The sequence below is a fragment of the Listeria sp. ILCC797 genome, from assembly GCF_900186185.1.
GTDB classification, from domain to species: domain Bacteria; phylum Bacillota; class Bacilli; order Lactobacillales; family Listeriaceae; genus Listeria; species Listeria goaensis.
This window is the reverse complement of sequence record NZ_FYBS01000008.1, coordinates 69,914-89,271: the sequence shown is the minus strand read 5'-3', so window position 1 is coordinate 89,271 and position 19,358 is coordinate 69,914. Positions and strand designations below refer to the sequence as shown.

17 protein-coding genes are annotated in these 19,358 nt (G+C 36.3%); 15 read left to right on the top strand and 2 right to left on the bottom strand.

What is annotated here, in order from left to right:
• Window positions 1–110 precede the first annotated feature (110 nt).
• From BN1609_RS09530 to BN1609_RS09460, 15 genes are all read left to right on the top strand, one after another.
• Window positions 111–2,693 (top strand): Ig-like domain-containing protein, encoded by a 2,583-nt coding sequence (locus BN1609_RS09530; RefSeq protein ID WP_088810814.1) that lies wholly within the window; start codon window positions 111–113, stop codon window positions 2,691–2,693.
• A 72-nt stretch (window positions 2,694–2,765) separates the two neighbouring features.
• Window positions 2,766–3,308 (top strand): DUF4352 domain-containing protein, encoded by a 543-nt coding sequence (locus tag BN1609_RS09525; protein ID WP_088810813.1) that lies wholly within the window; start codon window positions 2,766–2,768, stop codon window positions 3,306–3,308.
• A gap of 19 nt (window positions 3,309–3,327) precedes the next feature.
• Window positions 3,328–4,482, top strand: a complete 1,155-nt coding sequence (locus tag BN1609_RS09520; RefSeq protein WP_088810812.1) for a glycosyltransferase family 4 protein — start codon at window positions 3,328–3,330, stop codon at window positions 4,480–4,482.
• A 4-nt stretch (window positions 4,483–4,486) separates the two neighbouring features.
• The gene (locus BN1609_RS09515; RefSeq protein WP_088810811.1) at window positions 4,487–5,155 is read left to right on the top strand and encodes a YveK family protein; all 669 of its coding nucleotides are present in this window, start codon (window positions 4,487–4,489) and stop codon (window positions 5,153–5,155) included.
• Complete coding sequence (locus BN1609_RS09510; RefSeq protein ID WP_088810810.1) at window positions 5,155–5,883, top strand: CpsD/CapB family tyrosine-protein kinase; 729 nt, start codon at window positions 5,155–5,157, stop codon at window positions 5,881–5,883. Before BN1609_RS09515 ends, BN1609_RS09510 begins: the two co-directional genes overlap by 1 nt.
• The gene (locus BN1609_RS09505) at window positions 5,870–7,285 is read left to right on the top strand and encodes an O-antigen ligase (protein WP_088810809.1); all 1,416 of its coding nucleotides are present in this window, start codon (window positions 5,870–5,872) and stop codon (window positions 7,283–7,285) included. Before BN1609_RS09510 ends, BN1609_RS09505 begins: the two co-directional genes overlap by 14 nt.
• Window positions 7,272–8,045, top strand: coding sequence for a glycosyltransferase family 2 protein (locus BN1609_RS09500; protein WP_088810808.1), 774 nt, complete (start codon window positions 7,272–7,274; stop codon window positions 8,043–8,045). Before BN1609_RS09505 ends, BN1609_RS09500 begins: the two co-directional genes overlap by 14 nt.
• Window positions 8,046–8,056: 11 nt before the next feature.
• Entirely contained in the window at window positions 8,057–8,710 is a 654-nt protein-coding gene (locus tag BN1609_RS09495; RefSeq protein ID WP_088810807.1) for a sugar transferase, read from the top strand.
• Window positions 8,711–8,713: 3 nt separating this feature from the next.
• A complete protein-coding gene (locus tag BN1609_RS09490; RefSeq protein ID WP_088810806.1) occupies window positions 8,714–10,168 on the top strand; it encodes a polysaccharide biosynthesis C-terminal domain-containing protein in 1,455 nt (484 codons plus the stop codon).
• Window position 10,169: 1 nt separating this feature from the next.
• A complete protein-coding gene (locus BN1609_RS09485; RefSeq protein ID WP_088810805.1) occupies window positions 10,170–10,988 on the top strand; it encodes a hypothetical protein in 819 nt (272 codons plus the stop codon).
• Between the two features lies 1 nt (window position 10,989).
• Window positions 10,990–12,330, top strand: a complete 1,341-nt coding sequence (locus tag BN1609_RS09480) for a nucleotide sugar dehydrogenase (RefSeq protein WP_088810804.1) — start codon at window positions 10,990–10,992, stop codon at window positions 12,328–12,330.
• A complete protein-coding gene (locus BN1609_RS09475) occupies window positions 12,320–13,513 on the top strand; it encodes a glycosyltransferase (protein WP_088810803.1) in 1,194 nt (397 codons plus the stop codon). Before BN1609_RS09480 ends, BN1609_RS09475 begins: the two co-directional genes overlap by 11 nt.
• Window positions 13,514–13,529: 16 nt before the next feature.
• Window positions 13,530–13,772: a helix-turn-helix domain-containing protein gene (locus BN1609_RS09470; RefSeq protein WP_240310386.1), complete on the top strand. Its 243-nt coding sequence runs from the start codon at window positions 13,530–13,532 to the stop codon at window positions 13,770–13,772.
• A gap of 16 nt (window positions 13,773–13,788) precedes the next feature.
• The gene (locus tag BN1609_RS09465; protein WP_088810802.1) at window positions 13,789–14,742 is read left to right on the top strand and encodes an NAD-dependent epimerase/dehydratase family protein; all 954 of its coding nucleotides are present in this window, start codon (window positions 13,789–13,791) and stop codon (window positions 14,740–14,742) included.
• 50 nt (window positions 14,743–14,792) lie between these two features.
• Window positions 14,793–15,896 (top strand): acyltransferase, encoded by a 1,104-nt coding sequence (locus BN1609_RS09460; protein ID WP_159457906.1) that lies wholly within the window; start codon window positions 14,793–14,795, stop codon window positions 15,894–15,896.
• Between the two features lie 77 nt (window positions 15,897–15,973).
• Here BN1609_RS09460 and BN1609_RS09455 read toward each other — a convergent pair whose 3' ends face one another.
• Window positions 15,974–17,482 (bottom strand): IMP dehydrogenase, encoded by a 1,509-nt coding sequence (locus BN1609_RS09455; RefSeq protein ID WP_088810800.1) that lies wholly within the window; start codon window positions 17,480–17,482, stop codon window positions 15,974–15,976.
• Between the two features lie 155 nt (window positions 17,483–17,637).
• Entirely contained in the window at window positions 17,638–19,284 is a 1,647-nt protein-coding gene (locus BN1609_RS09450; protein WP_088840791.1) for a peptide ABC transporter substrate-binding protein, read from the bottom strand.
• Window positions 19,285–19,358: the final 74 nt, after the last annotated feature.

Genomic DNA, 19,358 nt, shown 5'->3' with positions numbered 1-19,358 from the left:
ACTCAAAAAATAAGTTTACATCTAAGAGTTCTCAAAAAGAAAGATTCGGTAATTATTGCATCTTGACTATATAACTTCAAGACGATATATCTTGGGAGTTAATTGGACAAATGATTGCTGACAAAAAACTTACATTCAAAGGAGAAGAATTAATGAAAAAAGGTTTAATCAAAGGGACTGCAATTCTCTTAGTTGCAGGTCAAGTTATCACAACAGCATTGCCATTAGCTGCGAGCGCAGAGGAAGTTCTAGATGAAAATATCCAAGTAACAGCGGATAAAGAAGCAACAGCAAATGACGGCATTCAAGTCTCTGAAGGATCTACTAGCGAAAAAGAAACATCAGCAGAAGACAATAAAGCAACAGCTACTGAGTCAAATGAGAAAAGCCAAGCTATAAAAAATGAAGAAGCAACAGAAGAAGATGAAAATAATGCATCATCACGTTCAGCAAGTCTTTACTATGCAGCAAGCTTTGATGGAGCTAGAAACATCGGAAAAACTAGTTTAAATGGTAATTATTTAAACCTACACACAGCTGCATGGACTGCTTTTTCAGATTCATTAGCTACTGAACGTATTAGAATGCACAATGAAATCACTTTAGATCCAGCATTCTACGAATTCTTCGATAGTGACGATTGGTATGACTATTTAGTTTATGATGGTACAGAAGGTTCTGATAGTCCTCAAATGAGTTCGATTTCTAGAACAACAACGATTGATGAGGGTTGGTTACTTTGGAATCGTGAAAGATATTCAACACAAAATGTAAACTATTATATTATTGAAAGTGGTCAACTTAAAGAAGTGAAACACAACACGCAAAAGCATTACACATATTTGAATTCTTGGAAAGACAAAGAATATGATGATGCAATAGTTTACAATAAAGACAATAAAACATTAATTTACCGTACAGCAAATTATGATGGAACTTTTTCTGCTCTATGGAATACACTAGACTTAAGATTTGATATTCAAAAATGGCAACAAGATACTGGAAAACAAATTGAAAAGAAAAACAAATATAAATTCTTAGTTAAAGGTTATGAAACTAAGAAGGATAGATTATCGTCTAGTCTTTTGAGCGGTGGTTCATTACTTCCAATTAAGAGTAAAACTATCTCTTGGGATAACCGTCCAGGTGCTAACGAAGGAGATATGATTCAAACAACTCTTAATGATTTGACAACTACTTCTACAAAAGCAACTGGTACAGCTGAACCAAATGCAGATATTGAAATTAAAGTAGGCGACAAAGTTATCGGTTCTGGAAAAGTTGATAGTAATGGTAATTTCAGTATTGATATTCCTACACAAGAAGTAGGAACAGTAGTAGAAGCTGTAGCAACTTTAGGTGATCAATCATCAAGCGATACTACAATCGTTACTGAAGAAGTAGTAAATTTAGAAAAACCAACTATTGATGATTATATTGTGAATGATGGATTTGTTACAGGTACAGCTCCAGAAGGCGCAACAGAAATTTGGATTTATGATTCTGCTGATACTTCAGGAAATCCAATTAATAAAGTACCAGTTAACGAAGACGGCACATATAGTGCATATGTAAACAATAGCGATAAAATGCATAATGTAGGGAATGTATTTACGGTTGTAGCAAAAGCAGGTTCAAGTGAAAGCTCTGAAAACTCTGTTGTATTACCAAGAAAACTTGGTGCGCCAACTATCAATCCGTATCTTGTAAATGCAGGTTATGTAAAAGGTACAGCTCCAAAAGGTGCAACTACAATTACTGTATATGACCACGAAGGTAAAAAAATCCGTGAAGTTCCAGTTAATGAAGACGGAACATACTCCGTATATGTCAATGATAATGAATTAATGCATACAGTGGGTAACTATTTCACAGTTGAAGCATCTGATGGACACGGTGGAAAAGGCTCTAATCGTGATACGGTAAGAGAACGTAAAAATCTTGCAAAACCAACAATTGATCCTTATTATGTTGGGACAGGCACTGTGACAGGTACTGCTGTTGGTGCGCAATATGTAACTGCATACGACAAAGATAATCAATTCATCAAACAAGTTCCAGTGAAAGCAGACGGAACATATGCAATTTATGTGAACGACAATAAAAATATGAATGTTATTGGTAATGCCTTTAAAGTAGTTGCTAAAGATGAAAACTGGACTACAAGTGAAGCAACAAGCACAGTTTTAGGTGAAGAAGTAGTGTTGAAACCATTAGATTATACTATTGGTGAAGGCTTAGTTACAGGTAGTTATGAAGGTACTGGTGTAACGAAGATTGAGCTAATTGTCGATGGTCAACGTAGAAATGGTCAAGTAAACACTGCGGATAAAACGTTTGAAATCTGGGCACAAGACATTGTAACAAGTGTTGATCAAGATGTGTATGTTTTGACAACAGTAGGTGGCATTGAGTATAAACAAAAAGTTAATGTTATCCAAAAATCGACAATTACTGCTAAAGATTTCGTAGCAACAGCGAATGAAGGCTGTGTTATTGGTTCATTTGATGGTGGAATCCAAAAAGTAGTATTGTTCGTAGATGGCAAAGAAACACGTAACGGTCAGGTTGATCTACAAAATGGTACATTCAAAGTTTATGCGGCAGATTATACAGGGCGTAAACTTGAAGTGTCTGGACAAACTTCAAATGGTAAAGAATTAGCTCGTGCAACAGTTAAAGAAACAAAATAATTTATAATAGAATCCCTTCTTCTTTCTAAAAGAAGAAGGGAGGATATTTTTAATGAGTGAGGAAGGAATAAAATGAAAAAAGTTTTAAAATTTTTATTTACAACAATGGTAGTAGCGATGCTAGCAGTGACAGTAGTAGGATGCAGTTCTACTAATAATAGCAGTGATTCAGCAACTGATAAAACAGCTGATGCAAAAACAACTTCTACAAGCAAAAAGACTACAGAAAAAAGCGCTTCAGAATTAAATAAAACAAAAGTTATGCAAGACATTGAAATGACGCCTAAGAAATTTACTTACAAACAAGATGATACTTTTAATGAAAAAGGTAAAAAGTTAACAGTTATCGAAATGAATATCAAAAATAAAACGAACATGAGCTTTGGTGTTGGTGCAGGGGACTTCTATTTACAAACTGGAAGTGGCGATAAAATCAAGACTTACGGCTACCACGATAGCTTTGGAGAAATGATTGAAGCAGGTAAAGAATTAACTGGTAATGCATACTTTGCAATCCCTGAAAATCAAACAGATAACTATACACTAGTATATAGCCCCATCAACAATGATAATAATGTGAAAATCGAATGGAAGTTGGGCTCAGTTTCTAAATAAAAAGGGAAGGGAAAAATGAATGGTTAAAGAAAATAAAGTAATGATGTTCAGTTCGGTTCATGTTTGGAATGATACGCGGATTTTTTATAAAGAAGCACTATCTTTAGCAAAAGCTGGATTTGAAGTTGATTTCTTTGCAATTGATAATGGGATGCAATTGCAAACATATCCGGGAATTAATATTCATGTTTTACCAGAAAGCAAATCGAAATTATCACGTGTTTTTAGGTGGCGTAGGCTGTATAAAGCGGCGAAGCAATCTGATGCTAAATATTATCACATCCATGATCCCGAACTGCTCATACTTTTTCCAAAGTTAAAGAAAGTTAAACCCATGGGTTCAAAGTTCATTTATGATATGCATGAAAACTTCCCTAAAGATATTGAAACAAAAAGCTGGATACCTGCTTTTTTGAGAAAGCCTTTAAAAAAGCTGGTTTTAGGCATGGAAAAATATACCATGAGCTACTGTGATCATATCATTTTAGCTGAAGCATCTTATCGTGATGACTACGTTCATCTAGAAGAGAGGCGTGTCACTTCTGTTTATAACTTTCCGGTGTATGTTGAGCGGATAGGAAAAAAGATTGATATAAAGCCGTTTACATTGATTTATGTAGGAAGTATAACCGCTGAGCGAGGAATTTGGGAGATGTTAAAACTTATGAATGCTTTGGAAAATGGATCTCCAAGCAAGTATCGTTTGGAGTTATTGGGTCCAATAACTAAAAGTCTACAGATGGAAATTAAAGAATATTTAAAAAAATGCAATTTAGAAAAAGTAGTAACGTTGTATGGTCGAGTTCCCTATCCAGAGATTTGGAAAGCATACAGTACAGCTGATTTAGGACTATGCCTATTACATGACATTCCGAATCATAGAAATTCGATGGCAACAAAATTATATGAATATATGGCAGCTTCCTTACCGATTTTGGCTACTAATTTGCCAGACTGGGAAAGTTTTATAGAAAAACATCAATGCGGAGAAACTAGTTCACCGTTCAATATTAAAAAACTAGTGAACATTGTAGAAAAACGAGCTGAAAATAGAGAAAAATATTTGCAAGAAGGTTTGAATGGCCGTCATGCTTATGAGATGAACTATAACTGGGAGATGGAAGCGAAAAAATTATTGGTAAATGTTTATCAATATAAAGAGATGGAGAATTAAGAAAATGATACATGTAAAATCGATTAATCAGTTCTTCGACAGTTTAAAAAAATTGTGGTTCTGGTTTATTATCATCCCCCTAGTTTTAGTTGCTTTAACATTTTTAACTACGCATTTTTTAGTGAAACCTACTTATTCAACTTCTACACAATTATTAGCTACACCAGCAAATACTGAAAATGCATCTCAAACGTCAGATAATGTAAGATCCTCTATTCAGTTAGCTGATACGTATAGCACAACAATTGCGAGTAGTCGTACATTGCAAGAAGTCATTAAGATGAATAAATGGGATATCTCTACTGCGGAATTAGCAGATAAAATCACTATTAAAAGTAATACAAATTCATTGGTTTACACAATTAGTGTTACTGATGGTGATCCAAAAGTGGCTCAAAAAATTGCAAATGGTATAGCCGAAGTTGCGCAGAAAGATTTTCCAAAGCTTTTTAATGGTACTAATATCATCATCTTAGAAAAAGCTGATACAGCGCAAACCGTTACTAATGTCACTAAATATATTTTGGCAGCTGGGCTCGGTTTAGGTTTAGCCGTTGTCGTAGTTTTACTTCAAATTAGTTATGACAGTGTCATCCGCCATAAAGAAGCCTTAACGGATTTAGAAATAACTTTCCTTGGGGATATACCGTATATAGAAGGGATAGATAACTAATGTTCAACCAAAAAATTAAACTACATCCTATAAATCCAAAAGGTGACCTAAATGTTTTTAAGCCTAAAGAGAAATTATTGCTTTATAAACGGGGAGAGAAGACGTTTGAGGCCGAAAAGATTCGGGCTATTCAAGTAAGTTTACAACTCTCGTTTTTAGCTCAAAAAAAGCATAAACGTATAATGTTTACTTCTGCTAACAAAGGTGAAGGAAAGACTTTTTGTATAAGTAATATAGCCCAAGAAATAGCAAGACAAGGGAAAAAAGTACTCCTAATGGATATGGATTTGCATAGACCTCGTCTGACACGTCAACTATCATTTGATAGAAATAATGGACTGATGACGGTTATGCAAAATCCTGATTTGCTAAGCCAAAGTATTTTTGACATTGAAGATGATTTTCATTTTATGCCAACAGGTCCTTTGCCTCCTAATCCGCTTGAAATTATAAGTTCAGAGGGTTTTAGAGGGTTACTGGAAAAACTTGACGATATGTATGACATTATTTTAATTGATACACCTCCTATTCGTGTTCTAGCTGATGGCCGGATTATCGCCTCTCTCTGCGATGGTGTAGTATTCGTAGTGCGAGAGGGCGTTACGAAAATTGGAGAAATTGAAGAAATTAAAGCATATGTAGATAGTTCAGGAACGCCATTAATTGGAGCGATATTAAACGGTCACCAATATAACAAGAAAGATAAAAGCACCTATGCTTACTACTAATTTATGGAAAAATAAATTTCATTTAATGCTGTTGCTATTTATTATCGCAGCAATTGTAATTTTAGAGATTTGTATTTTCATGCCATATGGATATTTAATTTCGCTGTTATTTTTACTTGTTATTCCTGTGGTTTTCAAAATCAATTATGACAAAATAACAAATGTTTTAAGTTTTGTTATATTATTTGCTGGTTTTTTTGGGTCTTATTTAGGGATCCCCGGTAGTGAGAATATTTTTTTGTTTCGACTTCTAATTCCTGTACACTTTATCTTATTTTGTGTGACGCAAAAAAAAGATTGGCAACGATTGAAATATGTAAAATGGTTTTTTATAGCCTTTGTATTGTTTCTTTCGGGCATGACAATTACGCTGTTTTGGACACCAGATATGAGTTTAAGTATTCGGTACTTATATTTTACGTTTGAGTGGTTGTATGTCATCTTTCTCTGTGTGTATTACATTAATGATACTAAAAGGTTCCATCTGTTTAGTAACTTGTTAACAATTGTCTACATTGGTATTTTAGGTTTGGGAATCTTTGAAGTATTAACAGGAATTCATTTATCGCGTTCCGGAAGCTACTATTATGAAACTACAACCAGTCAATTTCAACCTACAGGATTTTTACTAAATACAAATGATTTTGCCTCCGAAATCACAATACTATTACCATTCGTAATTTTCACCCTCACGCGGATTAAAATGAGTTGGCTACGAATTACATCCATTGTTTTAGTGTCGTCGCTTGCACTATATCTTGTCATTATGACCTATTCACGACTTTCAATGGTAATTATTTTAGCTGAACTATTTATTTTCTTGCTTGCATGGTCGAAAGTGTGGTCACTAATAAGCATTTATGTTGGGTTAATGGCAGGGATGTTGTTACTTACATTCTCTCGCTCTGACTTTATTAGTAAGATTATATCTATCATTTCGAAAGCTTTTAATGAAAAAGGAGGGTCAACAAGCGACCGCATGGAGATGTATAAATTATCTTGGAAATTAATAAAGGAATCGAAATTCAATGGCATGGGGGCAGGGATTCTGCCAGTAAAACTAGACTATTACATGTATGGCTATGAACGGTGGGAAGACAATTATTTTTCAGCGCATAACTACTGGTTAGAGGCTTTGGCAAACGGTGGGTTGCTTACATTCATTCCTTTACTTATATTTTTCGGGCTTATTCTTTTTTATGGTGTAAAGTATATTTTAGAAAATGGCTTTAATCTAGTGGGTATTGTTGTTCTATTAGTCTTAATGAGCTTTTTCTCAGCAAGTATTGGACTCAGTAATTCAATTGATAAGCGTCACCTTAGTTTGGGAATCGGTCTTGCTATAAGCATGCTGAATATTTATTACTTTAATAAAGGAGAATCAGATTTTGGTACTAGTTAGTATTATTATGCCGGCACACAATGCAGAAGAACATATCGAGTCTTCCATAAATAGCGTCATGCTCCAAACCTATCAAAATTTTGAGTTATTAGTTATTGATGATTGTTCACAAGATCAAACAGTAAATCTTGTGAGGGGCTACCAAGACGAACGAGTGAAGGTAATTGAATTGAAAGAAAATGTTGGTGTAGCAGCCGCAAGAAACCAGGGGCTTAAACAAGCTTTAGGAAAATATGTCGCTTTTTTAGATAGTGATGACTTGTGGAAAGTTGATAAGTTGGAGAAACAAATTCAATTTATGGAAGATAGGGAACTAGCACTTAGCTATACAGCTTATGAAGTGATGGATGCTGCGGGTGAAAAGGTCACCGGGCGTGTGACTATTCCAGAGAACATTTCGTACAGACAACTACTCAAGAATACGATTATTGGTTGTCTTACGGTGATTATTGATATAGAGAAAACAGGAAAAATAGAAATGCCAAATTTAGGGGGAGCGGAAGATACTGCAACATGGCTTTCTATATTAAGAGAAGGTCATAAAGTGGCAGGACTTACAGAATCGCTTGCCTATTACCGAAAAGGTAACACCTCTTCTCTGTCAAATAACAAATTACACATGGCTAAACAAATTTGGTTAGTTTATAGAGAGAATCAAAAATTATCTTTTTTACAATCGTTAATTTATTTTCCTTGTTACGTATGGAATGGATTTTTTAAGCATTTGCGTACAGGGGGATCAGTGAAAACAATAAGATAGGAAGGGATTTCATGGCATATAAAACAGTTGAGCACTTAAGTAATTTAAAACAAAAAGAAAAAAGATTATTAGATGTATGCTTGTCACTTATTGGGCTTATAGTCTTATCACCGTTTTTCTTATTTACTGCCATACTTGTAAAATTTGATTCACCAAAAGAGAAGGTGATTTTTACTCAAACTCGAGCAGGTAAATTTGAACAACCATTTCAAATCTATAAATTCCGCTCTATGCGTAGCGATGCTATAGTTAGCCCTAAACAGAGCACTATTTATGATTGGGAGAACGGGGTTCCAGATGACTTTGTTTTTAAGTCTATTTCAGGAGATCAACCTAATGTTTCTAAAATAGGTGCGTTCATTCGTAAATTTAGTTTAGATGAACTTCCACAACTCTGGAATGTTCTAAGAGGTGAGATGAGCATAGTGGGACCAAGACCCGAAATATTGGATATAACGAAATGCTATTCTCCTAGTCAAAAGAAAAGGCTAGCAGTACAGCCAGGAATAACGGGATGGGCTCAAGTCAACGGACGCAGCAATATGAATCATGGTCAAAAGATGAAGTTAGATTATTATTATGTAGAAAAATTTAGTATGAAGCTGGATTTATTGATTATTTTTCTCACCATAAAACAGGTTCTAATTGGTAAGGACGCAGTATAAAAAATGAATAAAAAAATAACCGTTAATTATATTTTCGTTTTGCTTTATCAAACGTTACTCATTATTACACCCATATTTACCATGCCCTATGTTATCCGAGTATTACAACCAGAAAATATAGGTATAGAAGCTTATGTAGGTTCAGTAGTGCAGCTTTTTATTGCGTTTGCTTCGCTAGGCATTGGTGACTATGGAAGGAAAGAAATTGCCGCCGTTATAGATAAACGTAACCTGAAAACAGAATTTTTCAGTTTATACACAATACAATTTGTGTTTTCAACATTAGTACTAGTTGTTTATCTGGTCTTTGCGTTTTTAAGTACAAGCTATACACAATTATTTTTGATAAACAGTCTAACGATTCTGGCGTATGTATTAGATGTGACATGGTTCTTTACGGGGCAAGAAAATATGAAAAACATTATGATTCGTAATATGGTTGTCCGCATTGTGTCGATTATAGGAATTTTTATGCTAGTGAAAGAACCAGACGATTTATCAATATATATTCTTATCAATGCTTTATCTTTATTGCTGGGACAATTAGTTACGTGGATTCCACTTTTAAAACAATTACGAGGTTTCAGTATTAGCTTTCAATTAGTAAAAAAACATATTTTTCCTATATTAATTTTTGCTGTTGTTCCAATTCTAACACTCATTCCGACAGCGTTAAATAAAGTTATTCTAGGTAATGTTGCCGCTGAAGTAGATGTAGGGTTTTACAACCAATCATTCAAGCTAATTACGTTGTTCGTTGTCTTTGTAACAGCTCTTTCAACTGTAATGAGCCCGCGAATGGTTAAACAATACAATTCTAGGAGCAGAGAAAGCTTTGAAAGTTCATTTTATTTTTCTGTTCAATATGTGTCATTCAGTACTTTACCTATCGTAACAGGATTAATTGCGATAGCCCCGTCCTTTATACCTTGGTTTTTAGGTCAAGATTTTCAGGCCTCAGTCATTAATTTACAAATACTAGCTCCGAGTTTATTCTTTTCTGGCTTGGCAGGGGTTTTTGGGATTCAAGTACTTATCACTTCGGGGAAAAATAAAGCCTATACGAGTTCCGTATTAATTGCTTCTGTGTGCAGCTTTATCACGAACCTTATTTTGATTCCTCACTTGAAAAGCATAGGAACATCTATTGCTTATCTTATATTTACAATGGTGTTGTGTATACTACAGGCTTATTTTGCTAGATCATTTTTCGATGTAAAACAGACAATCAAGAAAATGAGGCCGTATGTATTGGCAAGTGGAGTTGCGTTTTTAGGAGAGATAGCCATTTCGTACTTCCGAATAGGATTAATGTATACAATGGTTTTGCAAGTTGTTGTAGGCATAGTTGTTTATGGTGCATTTTTAATTTTAAAGAAAGATTCCTTTGTTGAAAAGATAAAGCAAATTATTGTTGCGAGACAAGGAATGCGTCGATACAAAAGAAAGGAGTCTTAATATGTTTAATTTTAATAGTATCCAAAACATGCATAATCTTTTAAGGAAGAAAGAAGAACTGCTACAGGAAATATCTGGAGAAAAGATTGTTGTAGCTGGTGGAAGCAGTGTTTTATATAGTTTCAACACAGATGAAATTACTGAGGTTCTTGGGAAAGAAGTTATCAATTTTGGAGTTAATGTTGGGCTAGGATTTTCATATTTAGCCGAGTACATGGAGAAACATTTAAAAGAAGGAGATAGAGTGATTTTACCACTTGAGTTCAATCAATATACAAACCCTCCATATTATGTTTTTGGTTTCGGTATTGATATGTTTCTAGAAAAACAAATCCGTAGAAGACGAAAAAGATACAAGCAGAAATGGAAATTATTTTTACTATCTTTAAAACATGCATATAGTTCTTCAAATCCTGAAAAGATGGCTCGTCGAAAGCAAGCGAAATTTGGCAGAACAGGATGCTATCTAGAGTTAGATTCACAAATTTGTGAACCAGATAAGAAAAAACAAATTGCTTTTCCGAGCCACTATACCAGAACTGCAGCTATAGATGAAATTTTAAAGTTTATTGAAAGAATGGAAAAAAATAAAGTGAGTGTAACAATTCTGCCACCTGCTTTCTTCGCAAATGAAATTAATGAGAGCTATTTAGAACAACTCTATACGGAATTTAAAATATATTTACCAACAGGATTTAATTTTGAACTATTTCGTTTAGAGAAAGAAGAGGTATATGACTCGGTGTACCATGCTAATTCCAAAGGACAAAAGAGAGTAACAAACGCTTTAATTCACTTATTGGGAAAGGAACTAAAATGATATGTTATCCATTTTAAAAGAAAAATTTTTAAGTAAAGATGCAAAAGTTGCCATCGTGGGGCTTGGTTATGTGGGATTGCCACTTGCAATGGCTTTCTCTAGGAAAGGCTTCCAAACAATTGGGTTTGACATTAGCGAAAACAAAATTAATACCTTGCAAAAAGGTGAGTCTGATATTGCAGATATCAGTGATGAGGTGCTTAGAAAAGAATTGGCAAGCAATTTTAGTGTGACAAATGATGCCATAGCAATTAGTGCCGCGGATGCCATCATCATCTGTGTTCCTACGCCATTAACTGAAACAATGGAACCAGATATGAGTTACATTACAAATTCAATGGAAATTATTAAAGCACATGCCAAAAAAGGAGTCTTAGTATCGCTTGAAAGCACAACTTATCCAGGAACCACAAGAGAATTTATTTGCAAAACAATGGTAGATTGCGGCTTTGTTTTGGGAAAAGACTTCTTCGCTAGTTATTCCCCTGAACGTGTTGATCCAGGTAATAAAAAATATGACACATTAAACACACCTAAAGTAGTTGGTGGTGTGGACGAACCTTCAAAAGAACTTGGAGAAATCTTATATAGTCAAGTTATTGAGACGGTAGTTCCTGTTAACTCAGCGGAAGTTGCTGAAATGAGTAAGCTTCTTGAGAATACTTTCCGAAGTATCAATATTGCTTTTATTAATGAAATGGCTCTCTTAGCTGAAAAAATGGATATAGATATTTGGGAAACAATTGAGGCAGCTAGCAGTAAACCATTTGGTTTCATGAAGTTTACTCCTGGTCCTGGTATTGGAGGACATTGTATCCCTCTTGATCCTATGTATTTATCTTGGAAGGCTAAATCAAAAAATTTCTATAGTCGTTTTATCGAATTAGCTCATGAGACAAACCATCTAATGCCTGAAAAAATGGTAGAGCATGCTGCTGTTGCTTTAAATAAACACCAAAAAGCTATTAATGGGTCACGTATATTACTTGTTGGTATGGCTTACAAGGAAAATAGTAATGATTTGCGTGAATCTCCTGGATTGCATATTTACGAGGAGTTAAAAAAACAAGGTGCTCAAGTAGACTTTTGTGATCCTGAAGCGCCAGCTTTTCAAGATGTAAATGGAGACATCAAACATTCAATTAACCTAGAATATGGCACTTTTAATAACTACGATTTGGTTGTCTTATTAACCGGGCATAACATTTTTGATATGGAAGCCATTGGACAAAACAGTAGATTAATATTAGATACGAAGAATCTATTGAAAGATGGATTCGAAAATAAGAAAGTATCTTATGGAAAAATGGAAGAAAGAAAGTATTTGACCTATGAAAAATAAAAAGGTGCTGTTTTTTGTCACTGAATTTCCAACGTTATCAGAAACCTTTATTTTAAATCAAATAACAGGAGCAATTGATTTAGGCTGTGAGGTGCAAATTTTAGCCCTGAAACAGGGGAACATAGAGAAAGTGCATGCTGATGTCCAGAATTATAAATTACTAGAAAAAGTGACGTATTTGAATATTCCGAGCTCCAAAAAGGAACGGTTGAAACTAACTTTAAAAGGGATATTTACTAAACCTGCCATTGCTTTAAAAGGTTTAAACCGAAAAAGATACGGTAAAATTGTTTGGACGCTCGCACCGACTATATGCATGCAAAAAGTTCGTGCTTCAGCAGACTTAATTGTGTCCCATTACGGGAACGTCGGACTCATTGCGAGTATATTGCAAGACACCGGTTTTTTGAAGGGAGAGCAGGTGACGTTTTTCCATGGCTACGATTTAACCCGTACAATAAATCAAAAAGGTAAACAGTATTATAAATTCTTGTTCAAAACAAATACAAAATTATTACCCATAAGCATTTACTGGCGGCAACAGCTAATTAAGTTGGGCGCAAATAAAGAAAAAATTCAAGTACATCATATGGGAATTGATACTAAAACATTTGATTTTTATCCAGCAGTAGAAACTTATTCGGATGTTCGTTTGTTAATTGTTGCACGCCTTACACCTAAGAAAGGTATAGCAGATGCTATTAAAACAGTAAAAATTTTAAAAGCAAAAGGTATGGATGTTGTACTGAATATTTTAGGAGATGGCGATGAACGATTTGTATTAAAAGAGTTAGCTGAGAAATTAGATGTTATGGAGAATGTTAGATTTCATGGATTTAAGGAACAAAAGGCGGTCAAAGAGATGTTCATGCACAGTGATATTTTTCTTTTACCAAGCATTACAGCACCTGATGGCGATATGGAAGGGATACCTGTTTCGTTAATGGAAGCGATGGCACAGGGTAAACCAGTCATTTCAACAGTTCATAGCGGAATACCGGAACTCATTGATGATAAGAAATCAGGGTTCTTAGTTCCTGAAAATAGTCCTGAAGAAATTGCGAATGCTATTATTTGCTACACTGAACTTGATGAGCAAAAGAAATTAGATATGCTTACTGAGGCAAGAAAAAAAGTTGAAACTGAATTTAATATTCACATGTTAAATGAAAAACTATTTTAAAAATATGAGGTGGAAAATGGATAATTTATCACAGAAAGAGCAATTAGATATTTTAAACCAATACTTCCTATCAACCGCTGAAGCGATGGAGATATTAGCTATATCTAGACAAAGTTTTTATTCGCTTATAAATAGAAATAAAATTACAAAGATAAAAAAAGGTGGGGCAGTATTGTTTTTTAGAGATGAAATTTTAGGGAGAGCTGAGAATCAAGTTATACTCAGGAAAAAATATCGCCCTTATGACCGTAAATATTAATCAAGGAGGAGTTATTATGCAAAACACTATCTTAGTAACAGGTGGAGCAGGATTTATTGGAAGCCATTTAGTTCAAGAGTTAGTTAAAGAAAACAAAGTTGTTGTAGTGGATAATTTAAGCACAGGAAAGCTCGAAAATTTACCAAGTGAAGCTGTTTTTTGGGAAGGGGACGTATGTGATCTTCAGACTATCGAAATCTTATTTGAACAATACACTTTTGACTATGTCTATCATCTAGCTGCTATTGCAAGTGTGGCAGAAACAGTCAATCGTCCAATATCTTCTCATTATGTTAATACAGACAGTACAATTTTCTTATTAGAAGCATGTCGAAATCAAGAGGAACCAATCAAAAAATTTGTATTTGCCTCTTCGGCAGCAGTGTACGGGGCAGAACCTACTTTACCTAAAACAGAAACATCGGCCATTGATCCATTAACGCCATATGGCATAGATAAATATAGTTCGGAAAAATATGCCGTATCGTATGGGAAATTATTCAATCTCAATGTATCTGTAGCTAGATTCTTTAATGTCTATGGTCCTAGGCAAAATCCAAGCTCCCCTTATTCAGGTGTATTATCTATAATGGCGAATACAGCTATGCAACTAAAAGAAGGAGTGAAGACGAATTTTAATGTATATGGAGACGGGGAACAAGTTAGAGATTTTGTTTATGTAAAAGATGTTGTACAAGGGTTGAGACTTCTTGGGGAGAAAGAAAGTAGTAATGGTGAAGTATTCAATATTGCTTCTGGCGAAAAATATACATTAAATGAAGTTTTAGAAGTGTTTGAGAAACTGATTCATGTTGAAATTCCAAGAGAATATTATCCTGCTAGAAATGGTGATATTAAGTACTCTTTTGCCACGATTGCCAAGATTAAAACTTTAGGGTATGTACCTAAGTTCAGTATTCTACAAGGTTTGGAAGCATACTTGGATACAGAATTAAGTGTCTTAGTGTAATTAATCAGAAATGAGAATATCTTAAAAGCAATCAAATGGAGGAGAAATTTTTGAAGAAACATATATATTTTCTTGATTCTTTGAGGGGAATAGCAGCAGTAACAGTTGTCTTAGCACATTTTGCAGAAACCTATAGTACAAATCCGATTTTCAAAGAATTATTTGAACCGCTTGGAAGGAGTGCGGTGATTCTATTTTTTGTCTTAAGTGGAATCGCATTAAGTTTAAGTTTAGAAAAAATGAATGAGCTAAGATTTAGGACTTATTTTTCATATCTAATCAAACGATTTTGTAGAATTTACATCCCGTTTTTTGTCATTATTTTATTAGCAGAGGTTATTTTTGCAATCCTTCAACCAGAAGGGATTAGTGGTCTATCGGCTTGGTTCAATAATGTTGGGAGCCGGTACAATGATATGCATACAGTAGTTTCCAACTTATTGATGCTGGGACAAGATGTGGATAAAATTGATCCAGTTATTTGGTCGCTTATCATTGAGTTGCGAATTTCTATTATTTTTCCAGTGCTATACATTTTTGTGAAGAGAAATAATATTTATGTATCAATGGTGGCACTATTTGCCTCATTCTTTATAGGGCTAGCTCTTCTCATGTTGCTAAATTCTAAATTATTAATTGGAGCGACGGTATTTAATGTAGGATTCTTTATTGCTGGAATTTTATTAAGCTTACATTGGCAAAATATAATGGCGTTTAGTGCAAGAGTTAAAATTTTTCTTTTGAGTTTAGCAATAATCCTCTACTTGCATGTTAGCATATTTAATTTGCTCGGGGTTACACAGAAACAGGCTATTTCTGATGTTGTGATAGGAGTTGCTTGCGTTACAATTTTACTTCTATGTTATCAAACGGAGAGGGCGCAAAAGTATCTGGAGAACAAAGTCTTTTTATGGTTAGGAAAAATATCGTTTAGTGTATATCTAGTACATTGTGTAGTGTTCATACCAGCTATCTATATATTGACTTCTTTCGGAGTATCAATAGGGTTCATACAATTAATTAGCGTGCCATTTATTCTAGGAGTGGCGACTATTTATTATCAGCTTATTGAAAAGCAGTCCATTCATATAGGACGTTATTTGAGTAACAATCTGAAATCAGGTAAAGAAGAATATGTAGTTCATAATGGATAGCAAAAAAGGCAGCTTTGAGTGATATGCCCGCTAAGATTAGACTCTTAGGGGCATATCATTCGTAAGCAATGCCTTTTTTACTGCATCAAATTATTCGTTGCGTCTTTCACGACAACGTCATGGGCGCCGCCTTCTACGATGGAAGTCGCCGAAACGAGCGTGATTTTAGCTTTTTGCTGAAGTTCGGGAATGTTTAGGGCGCCGCAATTGCACATGGTTGAGCGGACTTTGTTCAAACTGATTTCCACGTTGTCTTTTAGCGAGCCGGCATACGGCACGTAGGAGTCTACGCCTTCTTCAAAGGACAATTTTTTGTCGCCACCCATGTCATAACGTTGCCAGTTGCGCGCGCGGTTAGCGCCTTCGCCCCAGTATTCTTTCATGTAGGTGCCGTTTAAATTGACTTTGTTAGTTGGGCTTTCATCAAAACGAGAGAAGTAGCGGCCTAGCATGATGAAGTCGGCACCCATCGCGAGCGCGAGCGTCATGTGGTAATCGTAAACGATGCCGCCGTCAGAACAAATCGGAATGTAAATGCCGGTTTCCTCGAAATATTCGTCGCGCGCTTTGGCTACATCGATTACCGCGGTTGCTTGGCCGCGGCCAATGCCTTTTTGTTCGCGCGTAATGCAGATGGAGCCGCCGCCCACACCGACTTTGACAAAATCGGCGCCAGCTTCTGCGAGAAATCTGAAGCCGTCACGGTCAACGACATTTCCAGCGCCCACTTTTACGGAATCGCCGTATTTGTCGCGGATAAAATCAAGCGTCAGTTTTTGCCATTCGGAGAAACCTTCCGAAGAATCGATACATAAAATGTCGGCGCCAGCTTCTACTAGAGCGGGCACTCTTTCCTCATAGTCGCGCGTATTAATCCCCGCACCGACCACATAACGCTTGTTTTCATCCAAAAGTTCTAGTGTATTTTCTTTGTTCGAGTCATAATCTTTGCGGAAAACGAAGTAGGCGAGGTGATTCGTTTCATCTACGAGTGGAAGGGCGTTCAGCTTGTTATCCCAAATGATGTTGTTTGCTTCTTTCAAACTCGTCGTGTGGCTTGCCGTAATTAATTTTTCAAACGGCGTCATGAAATCGCGTACGAGCTCCGTTTTGTCCATGCGCGTTACGCGGTAATCGCGGCTTGTGACAACGCCTAGTAGCTTCCCGTGAGCGGTGCCATCTTCTGTGACCGCCATCGTGGAGTGACCGCTTGCTTCTTTCAAATCCAAAACGTCCTGTAAAGTTTGGTCAGGGCGAATATTCGAATCGCTAATGACAAAACCAGCTTTGTGATTTTTGACGCGCGATACCATGCGAGCCTCACTTTCAATGGATTGTGAACCGTATATAAACGAAACGCCACCTTCTTTAGCGAGAGCAATCCCCATGTTGTCGTCTGAAACAGCTTGCATGATTGCCGAAACGAGCGGAATATTCATCGTAATCGCAGAAGTTTCTCCGCGCTTGAATTTCACAATCGGAGTCTTCAAACTCACTTCTTTCGGCACACACTCCTTAGAGGAATAGCCAGGGACAAGCAAAAATTCACTAAATGTACGAGATGGTTCGTTAAAATAAAATGCCAATGCGAACACTCCTTTAAATGATATTATAAAATACTTTAATTATTTCAAGAAGTGGGTGGAAAGTCAACGCCTAAAATAGATTTAATCAAAATGAAATGTTTTTTCCAATTGTTCGCGCAGAAAATTAAAAGAAATGCCCGCTCGGGGCATTTCTTTTAATTTGCCACTTTCACGAATTTATAACTATACGGTGATCCGAAAGCGTGTTTTTGAACGCCAGTAATCTTTTTGTTTTGCAAAACCGCCGTTTGATGTTGATAAAGAGGGAGAATGGCCGCGTCCTCGTCTAAAAGTACTTTCTCCGAAGCCACAAAAGCATTCCAGCGTTTTAACGGTTCATTCGCCAGTTCCGCATCCGTCGAACGCACAAGTTTATCATATTTCTCGCTATGGTAACTCATCGAATTGTTGTAGTAATCCGATAAAAACAAACTGCTGTACGTCCATGGGTCTTTAAAATCGGGCATCCAAGCGGCTAGAGATAAATCGTAATCGCCTGTACGCGTGAGTTCTGACGCAGCTTTTGCTGGCATCGTTTTCACTTGAATCGTAAGACCAGGCAGGCTCGTTTCAAGCTGGTCTTTCAAGAATGCAAAAATCGTTTTTGTTGTATCTTGGTCATCGCCAAGCAGCTCCAGCGTAATTTTATCCGTCCCAAGCTCAGCCTGCGCCTTCTTAAAGTAGGTTTTCGCACTCGCTAGGTCATACACTAAATGGTCGCCGCTATCCGTTCTAAAATCGGCGCCCGTTTCTGGGTTTTGGACAAAATCTTTCGGCATCAAGCCATTTGCAGGGAATGAACCATCGCCGAGGACATCATTTGTGAGCAGTTCCTTGTTGATGGCTAGGTTAAGCGCGTGCCGCAAATTGTTATTCGCAAGCGGAGTCGCTTTGCCGTCGCGCTTTTGATTGAGCTTCAAATAGCTAATGAGCGCATCTTTTTCGCTAACAAAATCGTCGCGGTCTTTAAATTGCTTCGCATATTCACCAGAAAGTGGCGCGCGATCAGCGCTATTCGTTTCATACAAATTTACCCCAGCATTAATATCTTTCGCCACATTCACGTGAATTTCATCGACCGCCACGTTTTTCTTATCCCAGTAATGGTCATTTTTCGCGTAAGTCCAGCTTTTGCTCGTGTTCCCGTCCCACTCCTTCATTACAAAAGGCCCGTTGTAGAGCGTATGCGCCGCATCAGTTCCGTATTTATCACCCGTTTTTTCAACAAAAGATTCTTTTTGGGGGAAAAATGTCTCAAATGAGAGCAGTGAAATAAAATAAGGAACCGGCTTTTTAAGCTTTATTTGCAAAGTGTGGTCGTCCACCGCAGTAGCTGCCAGTTCTGTTGGCGCAAGCTTCCCGTCATTGATTTCTGCCGCGTTTAATATCGAGTCTTTAAAAAGCGCGGCGTACCCGGGAGCCGTTTTTGGATTAACTGCGCGCTGCCACGCGTAAACAAAATCGCGCGCCGTAATGACTGACCCGTCTGACCATTTCGCATCGTCTTTTAGTTTAATCGTATAAGTCATTTGGTCGTCGCTAATTTCTGGCATTTCAGCTGCCACGCCTGGTACAAAATTATCTTTTTCATCCAATGTATATAAACCTTCAAAAACTTGATTTTGTGCGGTAAAACTCGTAAAGTCTTCTTCGTTTGTCGTATTTAGCGTCAAAAGTTCACTTGTTTCAAGAAAATTGACTTTTTTAGTCGCTGTTTCATTCGCCGAACTGTTTCCGCAAGCTGCAAGCACCAAAAATGATAAAATCGAAAAAATGGCAATCCCTTTTTTTATGTGAATCATGCGTGACCCTCCTATTTTCATATGGTTTATTAATTATAAGTATTCCGACAAGATAAGTCAACATTAGTTTCTTG